We start from the raw sequence: 20,479 nt of genomic DNA, 5'->3' as shown, positions 1-20,479 counted from the left end.
CGGATGAAGAAGATTCGCTTTTCTTCAGCAAAACTCTGGCGGACACTGGGGGCAGGAGCACGAACTCCGAGGTCGCCGCGGGCTCAGCGTCCGGTCAGAGAAGCGGCCGACACGATCACGATGAGGTGGTGGACGAATTGACTCTGGCACCAGAGCAGAAGAGAATCGATTCCAGCGCGAGCAGCCATGGTGCGGCCGGATCGGGTGGGCACGGGCGGACCGACATCGATCGGCTCATCGACGAGAGGGTGCCCGGATACTCGCTGGCGGCGCCCTTCTACATCAGTCCCGAGTTCTTCGCTCGCGATGTCGAGGCGATCTTCGCCTCGACATGGATCTTCGTCGCCTCGACCGCTGAGGTGCCCGAGGCCGGCGACTACCTCACGATCGACATCGGCACCTACTCAGTCATCGTCATCCGCGACGACGATGACGAGATCCGCGCCCATCACAATGTCTGCCGCCACCGCGGCACCCGGCTGCTCAACGACCTGTCCGGATCGGTGGGCAACATCGTGTGCGGATACCACCAGTGGACCTACACCCCGGCCGGCGAACTCATCTCCGCGGGAGTCCAGGCCCCTGGCTTCGACCGGACCTGCTTCTCCCTGCGCTCGGTCAACGTCCGCGTCATCGGCGGGCTGATCTTCATCTGCCTCAGCCCGAACCCGCCGGACGACATCGATGAGGTGGCCGCGGTCGTCGAGCCCTATCTGAGGGGGCACGACATCGCCGGGACGAAGGTCGCCGCGCAGGTCGACCTCATCGAGGACTCGAACTGGAAGCTCGTCATGGAGAACAACCGCGAGTGCTATCACTGCGAGGCCGGGCACCCGGAGCTGACCTGCACGTTCTTCCCCACCTACGGGTACGAGCCCGAAGAGATCCCCAAGCGACTGCAGCCTGCCTACCAGCGGTTCCTCGACGCCGAGGCGCAGCTGCACGCCAATTGCGACCGCAACGGCCTGCCCTACGCGCTCGTCGAGGAACTCAGCGGACGTCCCACCGGATTTCGGATCGAACGGGCAGCCCTCGACGGGCAGGGTGAGTCGTACACGATGGACGGATCGGCCGCCTCGGCGAAGCTGTTGGGCGACTTGGACACCTTCGTCCTCGGCCGGGCCTCGCTGCACGTGCAGCCGAACATGTGGTTCCACGCGATGGGCGACCACGTGGTGACGTTCAGCCTGCTGCCGCTCGCCGAGGACAAGACGCTCGTGCGCACGACCTGGCTCGTCCATGCCGATGCGGAAGAGGGCGTCGACTACGACCTCGACAATCTCACGACGGTGTGGATCAAGACGAACGAACAGGACGCGACCTTCTGCGAGCGCGGGCACCTGGGGATCTCGTCACCGGCATATGAGCCCGGCCCCTACGCACCGACCGAATCGCAGGTCGACGACTTCGTCACCTGGTACATCGAGCGGCTCAAGGCCCATCGGGACGCACTGGTGAGCCGCGCGTGGTCGACCGGGGTGCGACCCACCGGGTCGCAGGCAGCCGGGGCTCGGGCGAATGAAACACGGACGGAGGCGAGTTCATCATGAGGTATCGTCACTCGACATTCACTTCTCAGCGTGCCGGTGCGGCAGCATCAGCGGCCGGGAACCCAGACACTGCGATGCCCCTGAGCAAGGCGACCTTCCGTGTGCCCGCGAAGACCGGGCGGACGTGGGCCGACTGGCCTGCACAGGCGGCCCCGATCGCTCCTGCAGCTTCTGGCCCCGTACCCGCTCACCCGGCCGCGATCACCCCGGTCGAACCGCCTGCTCAGACGGGCCAACTGGCCGTTGTGGCGGAGACGCCGCTCGACCCGGAACTGCTCACCGGCCCCGTCGAGGTCACCGGCATCACCCAGGTCACCCGCGACGTGAAGACCTTCGAGCTGCGAGCCGGATGGATGTCCGTCGTCGACTTCGCTCCTGGCCAGTACGTGACGATGCGCATCCCCGAGCTCGGACTCGAGCGCTGCTACTCGATCTCCTCGGCGCCCTTCGGCACGAACATCTTCACCATCACGGTCAAGCGCGTGGCCGGGGGAGCGGTGTCGACCCACCTGCACGACTTCGTGCAGGTCGGCGATCATCTCCACGTCGACGGGCCCTACGGGCTCTTCAGCACCAACTTCCACCAGGCCGAACGTCACCTCTTCCTCTCCGCCGGCTCCGGAATCACCCCGATCATGGCGATGGTGCGCAGCCTGCTGGCCCGGCAGGGCGGGTACGGCACCGACATCGCCTTCGTCCACAGCGCCTCGACGCCGGTCGACATCATCTTCCGCGCCGAGCTCGAACAGCTCGCCGAAGTCGCCGGGGTCAGCGTCACCATCCTCTGCTCCCGCGACGGGGAGTCGGAGACGTGGGCGGGTCGGCGCGGGCGGATCGATGCGGACACCCTCGCCGAGGCGGTCCCCGACGCGGCCGACCGCGAGACCTTCGTGTGCGGGCCGGGCCCCTATATGGACGCGGTGCGTCCCCTGCTCGCCGAGGCGGGAGTGCCGCAGGCTCGGACGCATGAGGAATCATTCGTCTTCGCGACCTCACCTGCCGACCGGTTGGCCAGGGCCGAGGCGAGGGCCGAGGCCGCGGGAGGCGTCGCCGGAGTCACGGGTGTGTGCCATTCGGTCGAGTTCACGGTCTCCGGGCGCGTGGTCGACTGCGATGAGTCCACGACAGTCCTCGACTCTGCTCTGGATGCGGGTCTGTCGATGCCCTCGTCCTGCTCGGAAGGTGCCTGCGGAACCTGCAAGTCCGTCCTCGTCAGCGGTGAGGTCGAGATGAAGCACGCCGGAGGGATCCGACCGAAGGAGATCGCCGCCGGAATGTTCCTGCCCTGCTGCTCGACCCCGCTGACCGACCTCGTCGTCGAACGCTGAGCAGCGGCTCAGTGCTTGAGCTTCGTCTCCTTCAGCCCGTAGGTGCCGAGGACGTAGGGCTGGAAGTCCACGACGTCTCTGCTCATCCCGTACAGCGCCTTCTGGTAGGCAATCGGGACGATCGGGGCTTCGTCGGCGACCTTCTGTTGGATCTCGGCATACAGTTCGTTCTGCTTGTCCGGATCCTCCTCTGCCACGGCTTCCTCCGCCCACTTCTCCACCTGGGGATTCGCGTACCCTGATCGGATTCCGGAGTCGTCGGTGATGGCGAGGAAGTTGATCATCTGCGAAGTGTCGGAGACGTCCGAGGTCGCATAGCTGACCTGGACTTGGAAGTCACCGTTCGTCCGATTCGTCGTCAGCGTCGCGTCGTCGAGCTTCTGGACGCGAACGCGCAGGCCGATGTCCTGCCAGGCCTGCTGAGCGATCTGGGCGAGAAGCTCACGATCGGGCACTCCCGACGGAATCTGGATCGTGATGTCGATGCCGTCGGGGTGATCGGACTCCTTGACCAGCTGCTTGGCCTTCTCCATATCGAACTGGCTGCTGTCGACGTCGTCCGAGTGTCCGGAGAGACCGGGGGAGATGAATGAAGTGGCGGGTTCGGCGTATCCGGCGTAGACCACCTCGACGATGGACTCCCGGTCGATGGCGTAGGACATCGCGCGCCGCAGCTTGGGGTCGTCGAGGCCCTTCTCCTTGTTGTTGAGGTTGAAGTAGAGGATCTTCGTCGAAGTGAACGCCTGGGCGTTGATGTCCTGGGAGCGGGAGAGCTGACTCATACTCAACGGTGCCGGTTCCTGATTGATGTCGGCCTGCCCACCGAGCAGCTGCAGGCGGCGCGTGTTGTCCTCGCTGACGACATTGAACGTCACGGAATCCAGCGAGGGGACGCCCTTCTCCCAATAGTCCGGGTTCTTCACGAGTTTGAGGCTCTGCCCCTTGTTCCACTTATCGACCTTGAACGGTCCCGTGCCGTCGGCATGCGCGGCCATGTACTCGGCATCGTGGCCTCCGAAGTCGTCGGGATAGATCGACGCGGCGAACAGCGCCATATAGCTCGGCAATGGACCCCACGGTTGTGACAGGTCGATGCGCACAGTGCTGTCATCAACTTTCTTCACGTCTTTGATCGGGTCGAATTCGGCCGCCCAGAGGTTGTTCTCATCCTCTTGATCGCGGGCATAGTTGAGCGAAAAGACGACGTCGTCGGCGTCGAGCTCCTTGCCGCTGTGGAACTTGACCCCTTCGCGCAGATGGAACGTCCACGACAGCTTGTCCTCCGACTCCTCCCAGTCCGTGGCCAGACCCGGTTCGACTCCGGTCCCATCGGGTTTGTTGAGCGTGAGAGTCTCATACACCTGCTGCAGCGTCCAGATGTCTTCGTTCTGGGTCGTCGTCGGGGGCAGGAGAGTGGTGGCATCGGCGGCGCGAGCGAAGACGAGATCGCCTCCGGGCCGTACAGTCTTCTCACCGCCCGAGCCGCACCCGGCGAGGACGAGTAGGCAGGCGCAGAGCGCGGCAGTCATTGCGCCGAAGCGTGTGCGCATCATCGTTCTCCTCCTCGAATCCGATCGAGGTAGGCGCTGTCGAAGCTGGGGATCGCCTCCAGCAGAGTCTTCGTGTAGTCGTCGCGCGGGGAGGCGAAGATCGCCTCGGTGGTGTTCTCCTCGACGAGGCGGCCGTGGTGGATGACGTAGATCCTCTCGCACAGCTTCTTGACGACGGCCAGATCATGGGAGATGAAGAGGATCGACAGATCGAGCTCCTCGCGCAGTCGGGCGAAGAGTGCGACGATCTCCGCCTGAACGCTGACATCGAGCGCGGAGACCGCCTCGTCGGCGACGATGACGTTGGGTTCGACGGCCAGTGCTCGGGCAATCGCCACCCGCTGCCTCTGCCCGCCCGACATGGCGGTCGGTGTGCGGTCGAGGAATTCCTCGGGCAGACGCACCATCTCCATGAGCTGCCGGCACCGGTCCCGCAGTGCGGCCCCAGAGGCGAGACGGTGATGGCGGATCACCTCGACGAGGGTCGCCCGAACCGTATAACGGGGATCGAGGGAGGCGAAAGGATCCTGGAAGACCATCTGTACGACACGCCATTGGGCGCTCGTGCGCTTCTGCGCGAACTCCCGGCCGTCGATGCTCACCTTTCCGTCGTAGTCGCGCTGGAGTCCGCAGATGACGCGTGACAGCGTCGACTTTCCCGATCCCGACTCGCCGACCAGCCCGACGATCTCGCCGGGTCGCACGTGCAGATCGGCGGAGTCGACGGCAGTGAAGGCCCGGTCGCCATGGCCGAAGGTGACGGTGACGTTCTCGGCGTGCAGTCCGAGTGCTGGTGCGGGCGAAGCCTGAGTCTCGGTCTCGGTCATCGGGTCTCCTCGGCGACGGTGTCATCGATGCGCGGGGTCGCGGCGAGCAGGCGGCGCGTGTACTCCTCCTGCGGATCGTCGAAGATCTTCTGCAGCTCACCGCGTTCGATGATCCGTCCGTCCTTCATCACGCTGATGCTCGAGCACAGTTGAGCGACGACCGCGAGATCATGGGTGACGTAGAGCAGGCCGAGCCCCTCGTCCTGCTGCATGCTGCGGAAGAGGTCGAGCACCTGGGCCTGAATCGTCACGTCGAGCGCGGTCGTCGGTTCGTCACAGAGCAGGACCTGTGGTTCCTGAGCCAGCGCAGCCGCGATCATCACGCGCTGGCGCATGCCTCCGGAGAGCTGGAACGGGTAGTTCGAGGCTCGCCGGTCGGGGTCGGCGATGCCGACTCGGTCCAAGAGTTCGACGGCGAGGTCGTGCGCCTGCTTCTTCGACAGTCCTCTGCGTTCGGCGATGGCATCGGTGATCTGCCGCCCCACCTTCAGCACCGGGTTGAGGGCGATGGCCGGTTCCTGGAACACCATGGAGATGCCGGTGCCGCGGATGCGCTGGTCGAACCTCCCGCCCGGTCCGGAGGAGAGGATGTTGCGTCCCTGGAAGCGGATCTCCCCGTCGACGACAGTGGCGCCGGGCGGCAGCATCCCGAGGATGCTGCGCAGGGTCATCGACTTGCCCGATCCCGATTCGCCGACGAGTCCCATCGGCTCACCGGCTTCGAGGCTGATGGACACGTCGTCGAGGATCCGGCGCCGACCGGCTTCTCCGTCGATGTCGACGGTGAGCGAGTCCACTTCGAGAATCGGCATGGTCACCTCTTCGGCTTCAGTGTGTTCGTCAGGCCGTCGCCGATGAGCGCCAAGGCGAAGGAGACGATGACGACGGCGAAGCCCGGCCACAGGATGAGTCCGTAGTTGCCGGTGCCCATGTACTGCTGACCGTCATTCATCATCTGCCCCCAGTCGGCCGTCGGCGGGACGATGCCCATGCCGAAGTAGCTCAGCGTCACGACGACTCCGATGTTGAGGACGATGTCGCTCATCGCGTAGATGATGCCCTGGCTGACGGTGTTGGGGATGACGTGGCGGGCGAGGATCCGTGGTGTGCTCAGGCCGGAGGCTCGGCAGGCGGAGATGAATTCCTGCTCTCTCAGGACGAGCACTTCACCACGCACGATGCGGGCGTAGGCCACCCAGGACACGGCGCTGATGGCGACGAAGATGCTGCCCATGCCGTTGCCCATGACGAAGACGAGCACGATGACGAGGACGTAGAACGGGAAGGCCGAGACGATGTCGGCCAGGCGCATGACGACGATGTCGACCCACCGGCCGAAGTAGCCGGCCAGCGAACCGAGGATGGTGCCGAGGAGGAAGGGTACGATGACGGCGACGACGGCGACGAAGAGATCGATGCGCCCGCCATGGAGGAACCGGGAGAGGACGTCGCGCCCGAGCTGATCCGTGCCCAGAGGATGTGCGAGCGACGACGGGGCGAAGGTGTTGAGCAGGTCCTGCCGGTTGGGGTCATCGGTGACGAAGAGCGGTCCGATGGCGAGCAGAAGCACCATCGCCCCGAGGATGACCGCACCGATCCACAGCTGCAGATTGTGCCTGCGCAGGAACGCCGGCAGGGGCAGGGTGAATCGCGCGGTCGGCGTCGCACGGGAGGCGGTGCCGCCGCGGGTCCGAGGGGGCTTGCCGCCGGGTCCGCCGGGTGCTGGGGAGGTCATCGGCTCGGTCATCATGCCCCCAACCGCACGCGCGGATCGACGAGGCTGTAGACGATGTCGGTGAGCAGGTAGACGAGGACGACGAGCACACCGAAGATCACCGTCAGGGCCTGCACGACGTCGTAGTCGCGAGCAAGGACGGCCTCCATGAGGAGTGATCCGACGCCGGGTATCGCGAAGACGTTCTCGACGACGAGGGCACCCCCGACGAGGTGGCCGACCTGAATGCCGAGGATCGAGATGCCCGTGATCCCGGCGTTGCGGAACGCGTAGTCGATGACGGTTCTTTTCCTGCTCAGCCCCTTCGACAGGGCGAAGTTCGAGTATTCGGCCGACATCGATTCGTTCAGTGCAGCCGTGAGGCTGCGGATGAGCACGGGGCAGATCGTCAGTGCCACCGCGAGGCCGGGCAGGACGAGGGAGTAGAGGTGTTCGCCGAAGCTGCTGCCGTAGCCGCCGACCGGGAAGATCCCCAGACTCACCCCGAGAACGAGGATGAGCAGCGTACCGACGAAGAATGCCGGCATGCCCTGGACCGTGGCGGCGAAGACCCTGGAGACGATCGCCGAGGTGGCTGATCGTGTCGCGGCCACCCACAGGGACAGCGGGACGGAGATGACGACAGCGAAGACCAGGGAGACGAGCATGAGCAGCAGCGTCGCCGGCATGCGCAGCTTCAGCAGTTCGACCACCGAGGTCTGGAAGATGAACGACTGCCCGAAGTCACCGACGAGGAGTCCGCCGAGGAACTGGAAGTACTGAATGATCATCGGCTCGTCGAGGCCCCAGGCATGACGGAGCTGGGCGACGTTCTCCGGGGTGGCTTTGTCGCCGAGATATGCGGCGGCGGGGTCCCCGGGTGCGAGCTTCATGAGGATGAAGGACAGAGTGGCGACACCGAGGACGATCGGGATCATCAGCAGCACACGCCGGAGGATGTACTTGCCCACGCGCGCTCCCTCGAAGTGTGACCTGGATTACATCTGTCATTCTATTCGCAACGTGGGTTGTCTGTGTGGTCCGGGAAGCGGCGTGTCGGGCTCTACCCTGCGGCGATCGCGGTGACGATCGTCTGAATCTGCGGGATGAGCTCGTCGAGTGTGCGGCCTTGTCTGTGGAGCCACTGATCGAGCTGAGCGGCGGAGAGAACCGCCATGACCGCCTCGGCACGGGTCCGGATAAGTTCACGCTCGGGCGCGTTCGCGTCTGACGAATCGGGTTCCGCGAGCGTCCACATCTCGGTGATGAGGATCTCCACGTGGCGCCGCCAGAACGGGTAGCCTTCCCGGTCGAACCGGCCCTTGGGAGAGCTGCTTTCGGTGAGCAGGACGAGATCGAGGTTGCGCGCGATGTGGTTGAGGTAGGCATCGACGAAGGCCTTCAAGCGCTCGCCTCCCGAGGCTCCGGGGCCCAGAGGGGGCGGCCCCTGCAGCATTCTCGCGTGCATGTCCCTGACTCGGTCGTCGAGCAGTGCCGAGGCGATGCCGGGCTTGTCCGTGAAGTTGCGGTAGAGAGTGCCCTTGCCAACCCCTGCGCGCCTGGCCAGCTCGTCCATCGTCAGCCCGTCCACTCCTTTCTCGGCGAGGAGCGCGGTCGCGGCATCGAGGATCTTGCGTCGATTGCGCAGCGCATCGGCGCGCAGAGGTGCCTGCGAGGGAGCCAGGGGGAGAAACTTCTCGGCCCCTCTTCCAGAAACGGACTGCGGTCCGGTAATGTCTGCCATATACGGACTATAGTCCGGATCGGATTCGACTTCGAGGAGGCAGCAATGACATCGATCATCGTCAACGAACACGGGGGACCCGAAAAGTACGTGGTCGCCGCTGACACCGACGCCGCAGCTGCTGCGCCGGCCGAGGGACAGCTGCAGGTGAGACTGGCTCTGGCCGGGGTGAACTTCCTCGACGTCGCCCAACGCCGAGGCGGAACTCCGGTGAAGGCGCCGTTCGCTCCCGGTGTCGAAGGAGTCGGCACTGTCACCGCAGTGGGCGAGGGAGTCGACGGCTTCTCACTCGGCGATCGCGTCGGCTGGATGACCGGAGGTCAGGGGAGCTTCTCTGCGACCGCGCTGGTCAATGCCGACAAGGCAGTGCCGCTGCCGGATGACATCGATGACGAGACCGCTGTGGCGGCACTCATGCAGGGCATCACCGCCCACTACCTGACCACCAGCACCTTCCCGATCTCTGCCGGCGACGTCGTGGTCATCCACGCCGCGGCAGGAGGGCTCGGGCAGATGCTCACCCAGATCGCCGCGCTCAAGGGAGCCACCGTGATCGGTACGACCTCGACCGCAGAGAAGGCTGAGATCGCCCGTGCCAACGGTGCCGCGCATGTCTTCGGCTACGACGACTTCGCTGCAGGAGTCCTCGACGTCACCGATGGTGAAGGAGCAGCCGTAATCTTCGACGGCGTCGGCGCGACAACGTTCGACGACGATCTCAAGGCACTGCGGACCCGCGGCACGGTTGTGGTCGTCGGCAATGCCAGCGGTCCCGTCCCGGCAGTCGATGTCAACACCCTCAGCGCTTCCGGGTCTCTCTTCCTCACCCGACCGACGGTCGTTGACCATGTGCGCACCCCGGCTGAGCTGCGCTCACGCACGGACGAGATCTTCGGCTGGATCCGCGGGGGAGACCTCACCGTCCACATCGGTGATCGTTTCCCCATCACCGAGGTGGCCGCCGCCTTCAGCGCGCTCGAGTCCCGGGCGACGACCGGAAAGGTCATCCTCCAGCACTGATTGAGAAGGACCCGAGCTCACCGCAGCACGAATCCGGGCACGAGGTCATCGAGTGGGTCGATCTCGAACGTCGAGGTGGCCACGCGGTTCGCGCTGCCGGTCACGACCGGGACGACGCCGTCAGCAGTCTCTTCGAGCACTCTTGCCCGGAACCTGGTGCCGACGATCGACTCGTGGACCAGAGTCTGTCCCGCTCCGAGCTCTCCCGTGGCATGCAGGGCTGCCACCCTGGCCGCCGTCCCCGAACCGCAGGGGGAGCGGTCGACCTGACCATCGGCAAAGATCGTGACATTGCGCTGATGCAGCTCACCGCCTGGCAGAGTCCCCAGCCGGTCGACGAAGATCGTGCCGTACACCCCGGAGAGGCGTGCATCCTCGGGGTGGACGGTGTCCGGATGGTCGACCAGACCTGCCTTGACCTCACGCCCGAGTCCGATGAGTTCGGTGAGATTCTCCGGCAGGACCGCACCTCGGTACCCATCGGCACCTCCGCTGTCCGCACCCGAGCCGCCGAGCGGTGTCCCGCCGAGCAGTGCCGTGTCGACGAGCGCGTAGATCGCCCCGCCCCACGCGAGATCGACCGACACCGAACCCCGGCTCGTATCCACAGTGATCCCCGCAGTGATGAGGCGGCTGGGCACATTGACGAAATCCACCGAGGCGGCCCGCCCCTGCGCATCAGTGTGCACCTGCGCACGCACTCGGCCCGAGGGCACGTCGATCGTGACCTCGGTGGTCTCGGATGGATCGACCGGAACCATTCCGGAGGACACTGCCCATGCGCCGAGCGCCATCGTTCCGTGACCGCAGGCTGTGGAGAAGCCGTCCTTGTGCCAGAACAGCACCCCGAAATCGGCTCCGTCGTCATCGGGGGCGGTGATGAAGCCGCCGTACATGTCAGCATGACCGCGCGGTTCGAAGCACAGCAGCCGGCGCAGATCATCGACCGGCGAACCCGGCATGGCCAGCTGCCGCCGCTCGGCCACGCTTGTGCCGGGAATGTCGACCGGAGGCTCGGGCACGATTCGGAACGGTTCGCCTGCAGTATGGAAATCGACGCTTGTGCAGATGGTTTCCACCGTCTCCCTCACAGCCCCATTCCCACTCTCAGTCCTTCCAGCACGGCGGCATGCACATTGCGGGAGGCGACGGCGTCACCGATGCGGTAGAGCGCGAACTTCGGCCCCGCCTCGGTGCCGGATGAACCGATATCGGGCGACGATTCGGACGTGCCCGCCGACGCAGACCCGTCGGCGTCCGGCTGCGGTCGTCCGCGCACCCACGCCTCGAGGTCGGTCGCTCCGTGATTGGACGACTGCTGTCTGAGCTCGAAGTAGACCTCATCGTTGGGCGTCGTCCCGAAATCGACGACCACGGCATCGGTGACGATCTCGGTCTCCCGATCCGAATAGTCGTTGCGCAGGCTCGCCACGATCTCCTTCCCCTCGATCCGCGGCTTCTGGCTCAGACGTTCGCCGAGGCGGACCTCGACTCCGAATTCGGAGAACACCTGCAGGTAGGCCGGAGAATTCATCGACCCCACATCGATGCCGATGGTGCGTTCGGGGCTGACGTAGGTGACCTGCTGGCCGCCGCGAGCCAAGCGCTCGACGGCGTCGAGGGCCGGGTAGAACCCGTGGTCGTCGAAGACGAGCACCCGCTGCTTGGACTTCAGCCGGTCGTCCATGACATCCCAGACGTCGAAACTCGGTCCCTGCTCACGGAAGGGATACCCGGCATCGGGGACCCCTCCGGTGGCGACGATGACGACGTCGGGGTCGAGCGCAATGATGTCCTCCGCCTCGGCGAAGGTGTTCAGGCGGAGGTCAACCCCGTGCTTCTTGCACTGTTGGACGCGCCAGTCGATGATGCCGATGAGGTCGCGGCGGCGCTGCGAGCGGGCGGCGATGCGGACCTGCCCACCGGGAGCGTCCTCGGCCTCGAGCAGGGTCACCCGGTGCCCGCGCACGGCGGCGACCCGGGCGGCTTCGAGTCCGGCGGGACCGGCGCCGATGATGACGACGTGTTTGGGTCCTGACTCGACGTTGTGGGGGACTTCCTGAGGCAGGTCAGCCTCCCGGCCGGTGGCGGGATTGTGGATGCAGGTGGCCGAACCGGAGGTGTAGATCGAGTCGAGGCACATGTTCGCGCCCACACAGGGGCGGATGTCGTCCTCGCGTCCTTCGGCGACCTTGCGGGCCAGATGCGGGTCGGCCAGCTGTGCGCGGGTCATCCCGACGAGGTCGAGGCAGCCGTCGGCGATCGCGAACCGGGCGGTCGCGGCATCGGAGATGCGCGCGGCGTGGAGGACGGGGATGTCGATGGCCTCACGGATGCGGCGGCAGGTCTCGAGCCAGGGCGCCGAGGGGGTGCCCATGCCGGGGATCGCCTCGGCGAGCTGACGGTCCGAATTGATCATCCCGACGTTGAGGTTGAGGAAGTCGATGCCGTGATCGGTGTAGGTCCGCAGGATCTCGGTGGCCTTCTCTTCGTCCATGCCGTCGTCGCGGCGTTCGTCGACGGCCATGCGGATGCCGAGGACGAAGTCGTCCGGGACGGCGGCGCGCACGGCGTCGATGATGCGCATGGGGAACCTGATGAGGTTCTCCAGCTCGCCGGAGAACTCATCGTCGCGGTCATTGAGCCACGGGGCGAGGAAGGAGTCGAGCAGGTGTCCGGCGTGCATGATCTCCAGGCCGTCGAATCCGGCGGCGGCGACGCGTTCGGCGGCAGCTGCGAAGTCGGCGACGATGCGGTCCATGTCGAAGTCCTCGAGGGCCTTCGTGAACGACCGGTGCGCGGCCTCCCGGGTCCTCGACGCCGAGACCAGCGGCAGCCAGTCCCCGGCGAAGTTCGAGGACCGGTGCCCCAGATGGGTCGCCTGGATCATGATCGCAGCACCTTCGTCGTGGCAGTCGCCGGCGATCGCGGACAGCCACGGCACCACCTCGTCGGTGGACAGGTCGATGTTGCCGAACGCGGCGGGCGAGTCCTTGGACACGATGGCCGAGCCGCCGATCATCGTCAGCCCGACGCCGCCGCGCGCCTTCTCCCGGTGATAGAGCCGGTACCGGTCCTTCGGCATGCCGAGTTCGGTGTACGCGGGCTCATGCGACGTCGAAACGATGCGGTTGCGCAGCGTGAGTCTGCCGAGCTCGAAGGGCTGGAGCAGCGGATCGGCGGACGTGCCGGGCGCAGACGTGTTCGGTGCGGGTGTGCCGGATGCGGGGTCGGCGGTCATGGGTTCCTCCTTCATTGCAGGAACGTCACTGTGGGTTCGACTCCGTGGGGAGTCCGGGTGGGTAATCGGTTACCGACTACTTAGTTCAATGGTGCGATCTCGCGGTTATGCTGTCAATAGTCGCCGACCACGATTCGAAGGGGAGTGTGCGATGGAGCGAGTGAGACCGCAGGCCGAATCGCTGCGCGAGCAGGCACTGGGCATCATCCGCGATGCCATCACCTCAGGTGAGCTCGCCGAGGATCGCATCTATTCGGCAGCGGGCCTGGCCAAGCAGCTCGGCATCTCACTCAGCCCGGTGCGCGAGGCGATGATGGCGCTCGTCACCGAAGGGACCGTCGAGGCCGTGCCCAATCGCGGCTTCCGTCTGGTCACCATCACTGAGGCGGACCTCGAGGAGATCATCGCCATCCGCGTTCTTCTCGCTGTCCCCGCCGCCCGCAGTCTGGCAGAGGCCGGCAGCGATGACATCGTCGGTCGCGGCCTGAGAGCTGACGGCGTGCAGGCGGTGACTGACGGGTCGGTGACCGAGACCGGCAAGGCAGCGACCAAATGCGAGGCGATCGACCGACTGCGCGAACTCGCCGAGGCGACCGTGGACGCGGCCGAGGCCGGCGAATTCGCCGAGTTCTATACGCAGGACCGCAGGTTCCATGAGGCTCTGCTCGAGCACGGCCTCGGCGGGCGTGCCGCCGCGATCAGTCTGCGCCTGCGCGATCAGTCACGCCTCTACCGGCACCAGGATCAGATCGGGGCCATCGCGGTCGATTCCGCTCGCGAGCTGCCGAGGATCGTCGACCTCATCGAGTCCGGGGACGCCGCCGAGGCGGCCGACCTCGTCACGTCGAACCTCTACTTCTTCAAACGCGTCCCGGCCACAGCCGACGGCGAAGGCTGATTCGTCACTGTCAGAACGGCCCAGTTTCGGCTGAGTAGCCCAGTTTCGAACATGGGCTGCTCAGCTCAGAGTGGGCTGGTTGTCTCAATCGGCTGTAGTGCGAGCCGAGAAACGACGAAACGACGCTGGGCCGCCCCGAAACAGGACGGCCCAGCGTCGTTTCACTCGATCAGGTATCGCAGTCGATCAGGTTCTCACCTCGATCAGGCGGGTGCCTTGTCGGGGTCGATGTCGACGATCGGCATGGACTCGATGTCCATATCCGGGTTGTCGGCCTGAGTGCGAGCCAGCTCCTCGGCCTCCTCGTGGGTGTTCACCGTCGGGAACGAGCCCGGCAGCGGTCGGTGCGCCGATTCCTTCATGAGCAGCACGGCGACGAGTGCGACGACCGAGAAGAACATGATGTAGAACGCGGGCATGTACGAGTTGCCGGTGACATCGATGAGCGCCTGGGCGAACAGCGGCGTGGTGCCGCCGAACAGAGAGACGCCGAGGTTGAACGTCAGGCCCATCGCACCGTAGCGCGACGCGGTCGGGAACAGCGCCGGCAGGGTCGAGGCCAGGCAGGCGATGTAGAACCCGGCGGGCAGGGCGACCATGAACAGAGCGACCATCACTGCCCACATCTCACCGATCTGCATGACGGCGAACGCGGGAACGATGAGGACGATCGTCATGATGGCTGCTGCCAGGAAGACGAACTTGCGGCCCATCTTGTCGGAGAGTTTGCCGATGAGCGGCAGGCACAGCGACATGACGACGAGGACCGGGATCGTGGCCACGGCCGCCTGGACATTCGAGACCTTGACGGTCTCCTCCAGGTAGGTGGGCATGAAGCTCGTCAGCGCGTAGCCGACCGTCTGGGAGCCTGCGACGACGGCGATGCCGATGAGGATCTCTTTCCAGAAGTGACGGATGACGCCGATGAGGCCGTGGCGGGCGTACTTGTCGTCCTTGACCTTGACGTCGCGGCCGGCTTCCTCGCTCGATTCGAAGCTCGGGGTCTCCGGGATCTTCAGACGGAACCAGATGGCGACGGCGCCGAGCGGGATGGCGATGAGGAACGGGATCCTCCAGCCGCCGTCGAGCATGGCGTTCTCGCCGTTGATGGACGTGGTGATCACGGTCGTGAGAGCCACGGTTCCGGCACCGGCGGCGAAGCCCAGGTAAGAGCCGACATCGAGCCAGGAGGCCCAGTAGCCGCGGGACTTGTCCGGAGCGAACTCCGAGACATAGGTGGTGGCACCGGCGTACTCGCCGCCGGTGGAGAAGCCCTGGATCATCTTGAGCAGGTAGAGGGGGACGATCACCCACAGGCCGACCTGGGCCGCGGTGGGCAGGACGCCGATGAGGGCGGTGGCGGTGGCCATCGTGGCCATCGTGAAGAACAGGACCTTCTGGCGGCCGATCTTGTCGCCCAGCGGTCCGAGCACCATGCCACCGAGCGGGCGGACGAGGAAGGACACGGCGAAGCCGAGGAGGGTCACGAGCAGACCCATCTGTCGGTCCATGCCTTCGGTGAAGACGGAGGTCATCGTCACGGCCAGGTAGCCGTAGACGCCGAAGTCGAACCATTCCATGAAGTTGCCGACTGTGGTGCCGCCGATGGCGGTGCGGATCGATTTGGTTTCGACGACGATGCAGTCATCGGCCTCGAACCGCTTCTGTTTCTTTATTGCACGCCGTTCCTTGCGGGTCGGCTTCTTGTCTTTCTGCGCGGGTCTGTCGTGGCCTTCTGACATCAGTGGTTCCTCGTTTCAGCTGCTGCTAGGCAAGTTGCAGGGCCGAGTCGCCGGAATGGTGCGAACTCTGCGCGGCAGTTGCTGTCGGATTTCGACAATGCAGAACATCCTTGCTTGGTACTCAGGGAGTGTCAATAAAAATTGTGACACAGTTCACGCCGAATGCGCCCGAGGGTAGTTGCCTTCGTTGAAATTCGTCCAGTGGTCCAGAAAATACGCAAGAAAGATGTTGCCTAATTCGCAGTGGCACTTGTCCAGTGACGTTGTCGGCAGCGACCGGCGGACACGGGGTGGATGGTGACTGCGCGAAGATCAGTTCCTGACGACGCGATAGGTCTCGAGTCCGGGGTCGACAGCACCGCGGACGTGACCGGACGGGCTTGCCGCCACGGCCTGGAGGAAGTCGACGATTTCGGCGGTGATCTCCTCGCCGGGCAGGACATTGGGGATCCCGGGCGGGTACGCGGCCAGCGAGTTCACGCTCACCCGTCCGACCGCCTCGGCGGCGGTGACGAGTTCGGAATCGGCGAAGTAGGCCTCACGCGGGGTCATCGCCAGTCGCCCGGCCGTGGGCAGGGGTGGGAGGGCAACTGCCGGGCTCGTCTCCGTGGCGGAGTCTGCGGTTTCGAGGCGCAGGGTCTCCAAGGCGTCGATGAGGCGGCCGATATCCGGGGATTTTCCGATGCCGATGAGCGCGACGAGGGTGGTCGCCGTCGACATTTCGGGGAAGATGTCGAACTCCTCGGCCAGGCGCTTGCGCACCGTGTGGCCGTCGAGGCCGGTGGCGGTGATGTCGATGGGCAGGCGGAACGGGTCGATGTCGACGACGTCGGCATGGCCGAGGAATTCGCCGGACAGCAGATGATAGCGATCGGTGGCCTCGATCTGCGCACGGATGTGGCGGATGTTGTCCAGCGAATCCGTGATCGCCTCGGTCGAGGTCATGAGTGCGCGGCGGGCCAGATCGATCGAGGCCATGAGGTGTGCGTTCTCGCTCGTCGAGGCGGTCATCATGAACGCGCGTGCCAGTGCCGGTTCGAGGCGATCGGCGAATTCGGTGTCGCCGAGGTGGAGCAGCGCGGACTGAGTGAGCGAGCCCGCGAGCTTGTGCGTGCTCATGATGACGATGTCGGCGCCCTGGGTGACAGGGGAAGCCGGCAGATCCGGGTGGAAGCCGAAGTGGGCACCCCAGGCGGCGTCGATGATCAGTGCCGCACCCGCTTCGTGGGCCGCCTCGGCGAGGGCTTCGACGTCGGCGACAGCGCCGAAGTAGCTCGGGGTCACGAGGTAGACGGCGGTCACCGGTTCGGGGTGGTTGCGGATGGCCTGGCGCAGGGCGTCGGGGGTGACGCCGTGGGCGATGCCGTTGACCTCGTCGACGTTGGGGCAGACGAAGCCGGGGTTGAGTCCGGCCAGCACGATGCCGTCGATGAAGCTCGAATGGGCGCTGCGCTGGGTGACCACGCCGGAGCCGAGGGTGCCGACGGCGAGTGCGGCCATGCGGTTGCCCTGCGATGAGCCGTTGGTGAGGAACCAGGTGCGGCGGGCGCCCCAGGCTTCGGCGGCCAGGCGCAGGGCCTCGTCCTTCGGGGTATCGACGCCGAGGTCGATGCCGTCGAAGAGCGGGGGGATGTCCAGGGAGAGGGTGTGCTCGCCGAAGAATTCGGCCTGAACTGCGGAGATGCCTTCGGTCGTGCCTCCGTGTCCGGGGGTGGACAGGAACAGCGAATTGCGGTCGGCCGCGTGCGCCAGGGCTTCGGCGTAGGGCGCGCGGGACTGCGTGAGGGCGGGATGCATCGGCGACCCCGAGGAGGAGTGCGGGGCCGGGGGCATGGGGGAGTCCTGGTGCACGGTCATGCGTCCAGATTAAGGAGGCGAGCAGGTAGGAGAGAATAGCAACTTTCCTCCCTTGTTCTATAGTCAGTATTGAACTCGATGGAGGAGATCAATGGAACCACTCGATACTCGCGGGCTCACCGCTCTCCGGGCCGTCGCCGAGACCGGATCCGTCGCCGCGGCCGCTGCTCAGCTGCAGTGGAGCCAGCCGACGGTCAATCATCATCTGCGCAATCTCGAGCGCGCTCTGGGTGCCACTCTGCTCGATCGCACTCCGCGCGGATCGCAGCCGACGACGGTGGGCCGCCTCGTTGTGACCCGTGCCGTGGAGATCCTCGGTCTGTGCCAGCGCCTCGGCGCCGAGGTGGCGCTGTGGCGGGAATCCCAAGCGGTGCCAGTGCGCATCGGGGCTGTGCCGACGGTCGGAGCCCGCGTCATCCCGCGTCTGCATGATCAGCTGCAGGCTCGGCCCAGGTGGCAGACCCGAGATGAGGCGGTTGCCGGTGACCGGACCGACGTACTCACGGCGGCCCTGGACGTGACGATGGACGAGCATGCGAAGCTCGTCTCCCGACTCGAATCCGGGGACCTCGACCTCGCGCTGCTCGTGTCGACCGACCTCGACCGAACGTGGATTCCGGCGACGCTCAATGCCGCGCACCTGTATTCGGAGCGGCTGTTCCTATGCGTTCCGAAGTCCATCGGTCCGATCAGCGTGGACGACCACGGGCGGCCGGACCTCACGGCTCTGGTCTCACAGACCTGGGCGTTCAGCATCGACCCGGGTGATGCCATCGACGAGGTCGTCCGCTCGTTCTGTCTGTCTGCCGGCTTTGAACCCCGCGTGGGGATGCGGATGGATGACTATGCGGCCATCAATCGGATGATCTCGGCCGGTTTGGCGGTGGCGATGATCCCCGAATCATCGCTGTCGACCGACCCGGACATCACCGTCATCCCGATGCCGCTCAGCGACTGCCGCCGTGACGTTCTGCTCGTCTCCCGGGCGGCACGGCCGCAGCTGCGCGTCCGCCACGATCCGATCGTCGATGCGCACAACTCCGCCATCGCCGAGGTGGTCGCCGACGTCCGCACGGTCACCCGGCAGTGGCGGTGACGCTCGGTCTCAGAGCTAGGTGAGTCGAGGTCTCACCGCGGTTTTACAGGGGGTTGAGCCGCCTTCTCACAGCGCGAGGATGGCGGGCACGGTGAGCACGGCGACGTAGTAGCCCATGAACTGGACGCCGGCGTGCATGCCGATCATCCGGTTGAATAGACCGCCGACGAGGCCGACGGTGATCGTCACACCGAGTGCCAGCAGTCCGCCTTCGTAGAGGCAGATGACGCATATGAGGGCCGCGAATCCGGCGATGATCGCCTCGTGGGAGACCGATCGCATCACCCAGGTCGCCGCCCGGTGGGCGTTTGTCATGACGAAGGGGTAGGCGATGGCGACGGCGATGACCGCTGCGATCACGGAGAAGAGTGCGAACTGACCCGTCGTGAGCAGGTCGTGGAGATTGTTCGTCGTCCCCGCCTCCGCGTCGAGAGTATAGACCGGCGGAGCATTGAACAGGGGTGCCGCCGGACCGGCGGCCATCGGCGAAAGCGGCAGCCCGATGGCGATCAGTGGAATAAGAGTTTCGGCGATATAGGTCGATTCCGTTGTTCCATTCCTGACAGTGATGACAGTCGTCAGTCGCTCATAGCCATTCTTGATTCGGCTGCCGACGGCTTCGCCCATGAGCACGGCCATGGCCACGGGTGAGAACACGAAAGTTGCGCTGGTGATCGCTGCCGATCCGCTGGTGTAGGCGAGTTGTTTGCCGCTCAGAGCCTTGAACGGGTTAAGCAGTCTCCTGTCGCCTCTCGGTCGAACATCAGGCGCAAGGTTGAACTCCCGCTTGCCTTCCTGACGCATGGCCCGACGGCCGACAGGCGACATTGCGGAGAACAGGTCGAAGATGAGCGGACCGGTGGCGATTCCCAAGAAGAACGACGTCGTAAAGGTCGCTTCCTTCTGTTCCATAATGAAGGCCTGGAGTCCGACGATGAGCAGAACGAAGGGGATGAGCGCAGCAACGGCGGCTAGTTTTCCCTTTGAGGTATAGGCGACGAGGACGGCGGCAGCGATGAAGATCCACGGAGCGGCGGCACCGATAGCATCAGCGAATGGCGTGAGTACGAGAGCAAAGACAATCGACAGCGGAACTGCTATCGCAACCGATATGACACCACCAGAGATCGCCTTCTGCAAAGCGATGTGAGGGACGCCCAAAGAGCGCAGAAGCTGAGCTTCGCGCAACATGGGAACGGCGGTGGTATCCCCTGGTATGCCCAGAAGCGTAGTGGGCACAGCGTGGGAAATATGTTTGGAAATGATCGCTGCAAGGAAGAATGCGATGACGCCCGAGGGCGGAACGCCAATAAGGATCACCAAGAGCGCAAGCGGTGCAACGATGGCTGTTTCGTCTGTGCCGGAGATCAGGCCGATCCCTGTGAAGAGCACTCCGGCAAGGACCGCCATTCCAATTGCCCACAGGACGGGTTCGATGAGTTCTGCGCTCACTTCTCCCCGCCCTTCTCCTGGGCGCGAGCCTCATGATTCTCGACAAGCGCGTCGAAGAGGCCGAGGGCCCGAACCTCTTCTTGGACCGCAGGACGCAGTTCGCGGGGGTCGCCCAGGTCCCCGTATTCCTCGACGATTTCGTCGAGGATCTCCTGGCGATTTCGAGTGTCAGAATCGGATGTAGTGATGACTCGCTTGGGCTTGAACAGCACTCCTGTGATGACCGCGCCGATGATGCAACCGACGATTCCGATGAGGAGTGCATAGGAATGGCCCAGAGTCTCGTCGCCTCGGGAAGCAAAGTACTGATCTGAGATCAGGTAGGCCGGGACAGCGATCCCGACTCCGATGGCTATTCCTCCGATGAGATGTTTGGGGTCGACGGTGTCATTCCACACCTCGAGCAATTGCGGCATCATTGCCTGCCTTCTGTCGGCCGACGGCTGTCGGGAACGTGAAT

17 protein-coding genes are annotated in these 20,479 nt (G+C 65.1%); 5 read left to right on the top strand and 12 right to left on the bottom strand.

Annotated features, from left to right (window positions below; all coding sequences use genetic code 11):
- The first annotated feature begins 128 nt into the window (after positions 1-128).
- Positions 129-1,550, top strand: coding sequence for an aromatic ring-hydroxylating oxygenase subunit alpha (locus L1F31_RS18165; RefSeq protein ID WP_346732471.1), 1,422 nt, complete (start codon positions 129-131; stop codon positions 1,548-1,550).
- Positions 1,547-2,878: an FAD-binding oxidoreductase gene (locus L1F31_RS18160; protein ID WP_265418619.1), complete on the top strand. Its 1,332-nt coding sequence runs from the start codon at positions 1,547-1,549 to the stop codon at positions 2,876-2,878. The genes L1F31_RS18165 and L1F31_RS18160 overlap by 4 nt, the downstream gene beginning before the upstream one ends.
- 8 nt (positions 2,879-2,886) lie before the next feature.
- Here L1F31_RS18160 and L1F31_RS18155 read toward each other — a convergent pair whose 3' ends face one another.
- From L1F31_RS18155 to L1F31_RS18130, 6 genes are all read right to left on the bottom strand, one after another.
- Positions 2,887-4,431, bottom strand: a complete 1,545-nt coding sequence (locus tag L1F31_RS18155) for an ABC transporter substrate-binding protein (protein WP_265418618.1) — start codon at positions 4,429-4,431, stop codon at positions 2,887-2,889.
- Complete coding sequence (locus L1F31_RS18150; protein WP_265418617.1) at positions 4,428-5,255, bottom strand: ABC transporter ATP-binding protein; 828 nt, start codon at positions 5,253-5,255, stop codon at positions 4,428-4,430. Before L1F31_RS18150 ends, L1F31_RS18155 begins: the two co-directional genes overlap by 4 nt.
- Positions 5,252-6,067, bottom strand: coding sequence for an ABC transporter ATP-binding protein (locus L1F31_RS18145; RefSeq protein WP_265418616.1), 816 nt, complete (start codon positions 6,065-6,067; stop codon positions 5,252-5,254). The genes L1F31_RS18150 and L1F31_RS18145 overlap by 4 nt, the downstream gene beginning before the upstream one ends.
- Positions 6,068-6,069: 2 nt before the next feature.
- The gene (locus L1F31_RS18140) at positions 6,070-6,990 is read right to left on the bottom strand and encodes an ABC transporter permease (RefSeq protein WP_265418615.1); all 921 of its coding nucleotides are present in this window, start codon (positions 6,988-6,990) and stop codon (positions 6,070-6,072) included.
- Positions 6,991-7,001: 11 nt separating this feature from the next.
- Positions 7,002-7,940: an ABC transporter permease gene (locus tag L1F31_RS18135; protein ID WP_265418614.1), complete on the bottom strand. Its 939-nt coding sequence runs from the start codon at positions 7,938-7,940 to the stop codon at positions 7,002-7,004.
- 92 nt (positions 7,941-8,032) lie between these two features.
- The gene (locus L1F31_RS18130) at positions 8,033-8,713 is read right to left on the bottom strand and encodes a TetR/AcrR family transcriptional regulator (RefSeq protein WP_265418613.1); all 681 of its coding nucleotides are present in this window, start codon (positions 8,711-8,713) and stop codon (positions 8,033-8,035) included.
- Between the two features lie 45 nt (positions 8,714-8,758).
- On the opposite strand from L1F31_RS18130, the gene L1F31_RS18125 reads away from it, so the two are divergent.
- The gene (locus L1F31_RS18125) at positions 8,759-9,733 is read left to right on the top strand and encodes a quinone oxidoreductase family protein (protein ID WP_265418612.1); all 975 of its coding nucleotides are present in this window, start codon (positions 8,759-8,761) and stop codon (positions 9,731-9,733) included.
- 17 nt (positions 9,734-9,750) lie between these two features.
- Here the strand turns inward: L1F31_RS18125 and L1F31_RS18120 are convergent, their stop codons facing one another.
- Both L1F31_RS18120 and L1F31_RS18115 read right to left on the bottom strand, forming a co-directional pair.
- Positions 9,751-10,812: a proline racemase family protein gene (locus L1F31_RS18120; RefSeq protein WP_265418611.1), complete on the bottom strand. Its 1,062-nt coding sequence runs from the start codon at positions 10,810-10,812 to the stop codon at positions 9,751-9,753.
- Positions 10,813-10,820: 8 nt separating this feature from the next.
- Entirely contained in the window at positions 10,821-12,974 is a 2,154-nt protein-coding gene (locus L1F31_RS18115; RefSeq protein WP_265418610.1) for an oxidoreductase, read from the bottom strand.
- Positions 12,975-13,125: 151 nt separating this feature from the next.
- Between L1F31_RS18115 and L1F31_RS18110 the strand changes: the two genes are divergently transcribed.
- On the top strand, positions 13,126-13,872 hold the full coding sequence (locus L1F31_RS18110) for a GntR family transcriptional regulator (protein WP_265418609.1): 747 nt from the start codon (positions 13,126-13,128) through the stop codon (positions 13,870-13,872).
- 203 nt (positions 13,873-14,075) lie between these two features.
- On the opposite strand, the gene L1F31_RS18105 is transcribed toward L1F31_RS18110, so the two are convergent.
- Together L1F31_RS18105 and L1F31_RS18100 are read right to left on the bottom strand one after the other, a co-directional pair.
- Positions 14,076-15,614 (bottom strand): MFS transporter, encoded by a 1,539-nt coding sequence (locus L1F31_RS18105; RefSeq protein WP_139909402.1) that lies wholly within the window; start codon positions 15,612-15,614, stop codon positions 14,076-14,078.
- Positions 15,615-15,926: 312 nt separating this feature from the next.
- Positions 15,927-17,471, bottom strand: coding sequence for an aminotransferase class I/II-fold pyridoxal phosphate-dependent enzyme (locus L1F31_RS18100; protein WP_346732470.1), 1,545 nt, complete (start codon positions 17,469-17,471; stop codon positions 15,927-15,929).
- A 91-nt stretch (positions 17,472-17,562) separates the two neighbouring features.
- Here L1F31_RS18100 and L1F31_RS18095 point away from each other — a divergent pair, with 91 nt between their 5' ends.
- Positions 17,563-18,567, top strand: coding sequence for a LysR family transcriptional regulator (locus L1F31_RS18095; protein ID WP_265418608.1), 1,005 nt, complete (start codon positions 17,563-17,565; stop codon positions 18,565-18,567).
- 66 nt (positions 18,568-18,633) lie between these two features.
- On the opposite strand, the gene L1F31_RS18090 is transcribed toward L1F31_RS18095, so the two are convergent.
- Together L1F31_RS18090 and L1F31_RS18085 are read right to left on the bottom strand one after the other, a co-directional pair.
- Positions 18,634-20,019: a tripartite tricarboxylate transporter permease gene (locus tag L1F31_RS18090; RefSeq protein WP_127365151.1), complete on the bottom strand. Its 1,386-nt coding sequence runs from the start codon at positions 20,017-20,019 to the stop codon at positions 18,634-18,636.
- Entirely contained in the window at positions 20,016-20,438 is a 423-nt protein-coding gene (locus tag L1F31_RS18085; protein WP_157070503.1) for a hypothetical protein, read from the bottom strand. The genes L1F31_RS18090 and L1F31_RS18085 overlap by 4 nt, the downstream gene beginning before the upstream one ends.
- Between the last annotated feature and the right edge of the window lie 41 nt (positions 20,439-20,479).

The organism is Brevibacterium spongiae (assembly GCF_026168515.1).
Lineage (GTDB): Bacteria > Actinomycetota > Actinomycetes > Actinomycetales > Brevibacteriaceae > Brevibacterium > Brevibacterium spongiae.
The sequence above is the reverse complement of the archived record's forward strand: the minus strand, read 5'-3'. Positions and strand labels throughout refer to the sequence as shown.